Source organism: Phyllobacterium sp. P5_D12 (genome assembly GCF_054049495.1).
The window spans coordinates 1-3040 of the sequence record NZ_JBFUMG010000533.1; the positions used below are offsets into that span (position 1 = coordinate 1).

The following is a 3040-nucleotide window of genomic DNA, read 5'->3' on the forward strand; positions in this document are numbered from 1 at the left end:
CTTGTCCACATCCTCGGCAACGCCGTAGCGCTCTCCGACGAGTTTCATGTCCGGATAGTTCTTCTTGATATATTCGTTGGCAGCATCAGCCCACGCATTGTGCAGCGGAACAGTCAGCGATCCAACGAAAACGGCATATTCGCCCCTGCCGCCCATTTTTTCCGCCAGAAGCTTGGCGTGCGCTTCACCGAAACCGGTCGCAGAGGCGAGTTCGAAATCCCAATCAGCGCCCTTTTGGCTCGGCGACTCGTGGGTGATGACGATGATGCCCTTTTCCTTGGCTTTGCTGAGCACCGGTTCAAGAACCTTGGCATCGTTCGGCACAACGCCGATGACCTTCACGCCTTGCGCAATCAGATCCTCGATGGCGCGAACCTGGAGCGCTGGATCGGCACTTGTCGGCCCAACCATGAAGGCGTCGACGCCGAGCTTTTTGCCCTGTTCCTTGATGCCTGCATCCATGGCGTTGAACCATGGAATACCGCCGATCTTGACGACGATACCAACCTTGCCGCTGTCGGCGGCAAGGGCCGTGAAGGCGCCTGCCAAAGATAGCGATGCCGCAACGGCGGCGATTACAAATCTTTTCATTGTTTCCTCCTCCATGTGCTCCCCACGGGAGCTTAACATCCAATCGGGCGGCGGTCATTGGCAGAACCGGAACGGCCCTGGAAAACCCGCGCTCGATCACCGCCTCCTCACGCTGCGATGTCTGCACCACCGATGTTGCATTTTTGCACAATCGATGGTGCAATGAATATCATTTAGTTTGCCACTTTCGTCAAGCGGTGTTTGGCGGTAGGAGAAATCATGGAACATCAGCCGAAGAAAAAGGCGACGATCTACGACCTTTCGGTGCTTTCCGGAAGTTCGCCATCGACGGTCAGCGCGGTTCTCAACGGCACCTGGCGCAAGCGCCGGATCAAGGAAAGTACGGCTGAGCTGATACGCGATCTGGCCGATCAGCATCAGTACACCGCTAACCTGCAAGCACGGGGATTGCGGAGTTCGAGGTCTGGCCTTGTCGGCCTTCTACTGCCTGTTCATGACAACCGCTATTTTTCATCGATGGCACAGTCGTTCGAGGCGCATGTTCGCAGCCGCGGACAGTGTCCCATCGTCGTCAGTGCCTGCCGTGATCCGGAGGAGGAAAGACGAACAGTGGAAACGCTGATTTCCTATTCGGTCGACGAGCTGATCGTGGCGGGCGCTACAGATCCCGACGGTGTTCATGCCGTTTGCATCGGGTCCGGCCTCAAACACGTCAATATCGATCTGCCAGGCAGCAAGGCGCCCTCCGTAATCAGCGATAATTATCAGGGTGCACGCATGCTGACGGAGGCGATAATTCGCCATTTCAGCGATGATCTGAAACTTGGCCCCGACGAACTCTATCTATTTGGCGGGCGCGACGATCACGCGAGCCGCGAACGTATTCGCGGATTTCGCGCCATCAAACGCGAGCTGATGCAGGGCGATTCAGACAAGTGCATAGAACCGACCGGCTACTCCCCCAACATGGCGCAGATTGCTTTCGAACGCTTCTACGAGCGGGAAGGGAAGCTGCCGCGAGGATTGTTCATCAATTCGTCCATCAATTTCGAAGGCCTTCTGCGTTTCATGGCGCAGCATCCGAATGAAGCTTTTATGGATATCGTGGTTGGCTGCTATGACTACGATCCATTCGGATCGTTTCTGCCGTTCCCGGTTATCATGATCCGTCAGGATATCGAAGGGATGATCACGAAGGCGTTCGAGATCATGGCGGAGAGCCGGCCGTCAGTGCAGACTTACCTCATTCAGCCGGAACTTGTGCCGCCGCGGACCGCGCTCAAGGGACCGCTCGATGCTATCAAGGATATAGCTTAGGTGCTTCGTTGATTGAAACGACGATAATAATTCAGAATGTTTGAAGACTGGTCGGAATTCCCTTGTTTCGGTTAAGCTGGTGGTAAAGCACTTTAAAAAGTCCGGATGCCGATGATCGTGATGATCATGTCGAGCGTTTGGTTTACGGTGTTTGGACGCCGCCGATAATCATCATGCCTCATCCCGTTAAACTCACTAATCGCGAGCCGTACTTTGCGTCAGGGTCAACATCAATCAACCGCGCACAAAAGAGAGAAGCGCGCCAAAATTCCCGGCATCGGCATTTCGTAGAGCCAGGAGGTAGCTACCCCGACGCTCATTATCGGCCTGTAGATCAAAGCCATTCGCCCATTCAATGGGAACGTGATCGAAGTAGTCTTCCAGAAATACATCCGCGGCAATGCGCGTATGCCGTCCGTTGCCATTTGGAAATGGATGAATTTGCACCAAACGGTGATGGAAACGTGCTGCCGCCTCCAACGGAGGAAAGACACTATGATCGGCCCAGGAACGGGCATTATCAAGGTGCATTTGGACTTGCACTGGGATTTGAAGCGGATCAATGCCAATAGTCTTTTCGGTTAGTCGATAAGTGCCGGCCCAATTCCAAACATCCCCAAATAATCGGATATGCAAGGTTCGGATGAAACTATCTGTAAGAATATCGCCGCCCCGCCTCCTCCCCAGCCATAACAAACCTTGCTCAATGTTGGCCTGTTCTAACTCATCGAGTTCGCCGCGCGTTGTAACGTGCTTGAATTTAAGGCCGTTGATTTCATCCGGATCAAGCGGCGTTGCGCCGTCTGGTTCTCGAAACACTAACGGCTTTCCCAGAAGTCAGTAGGCATACGGCGGATAAGGTCGTCGGCGAGTTGGTCTATCTCGGTTTGGGTACCCTCTGGTGGTAGGGATTGCAATTCTAGAGCCATATGGGAACTTGCTCGCCTTACCAATCCTTCCGCTCTTCGTAGTGCCTGCGCCCGGATGACGTCTTCCACCTTTCCATTGGGGACAATGGCATAGACAAATTTTCCTCCAAGCGCTCGTGCCATTTTCTCCATTTGATTAAGAGTAATAGCGCCATCACGTTCGTTTCGTTCGGCTTGATAAACGGCGGCTCTAGTGATTCCTGCTCTTTTACCAAGCTGTGGACCGCTCATGGACAATGCCT

General features: G+C 53.8%; 4 protein-coding genes. 1 reads left to right on the forward strand and 3 read right to left on the reverse strand.

Annotation, left to right across the window (positions count from 1 at the left end; translation table 11 throughout):
- Positions 1–591, reverse strand: a 591-nt coding sequence (locus tag ACXJ5O_RS23035) for a substrate-binding domain-containing protein (RefSeq protein ID WP_457301938.1), incomplete at its 3' end; no start/stop codon positions are given.
- A 219-nt stretch (positions 592–810) separates the two neighbouring features.
- Between ACXJ5O_RS23035 and ACXJ5O_RS23040 the strand changes: the two genes are divergently transcribed.
- Positions 811–1869: a LacI family DNA-binding transcriptional regulator gene (locus ACXJ5O_RS23040; protein WP_457301939.1), complete on the forward strand. Its 1059-nt coding sequence runs from the start codon at positions 811–813 to the stop codon at positions 1867–1869.
- A 234-nt stretch (positions 1870–2103) separates the two neighbouring features.
- Here the strand turns inward: ACXJ5O_RS23040 and ACXJ5O_RS23045 are convergent, their stop codons facing one another.
- Positions 2104–2688, reverse strand: a complete 585-nt coding sequence (locus tag ACXJ5O_RS23045) for a mobile mystery protein B (protein WP_457301940.1) — start codon at positions 2686–2688, stop codon at positions 2104–2106.
- Positions 2688–3040, reverse strand: a 353-nt coding sequence (locus ACXJ5O_RS23050) for a mobile mystery protein A (protein ID WP_457301941.1), incomplete at its 5' end; no start/stop codon positions are given. The genes ACXJ5O_RS23045 and ACXJ5O_RS23050, both read right to left, overlap by 1 nt.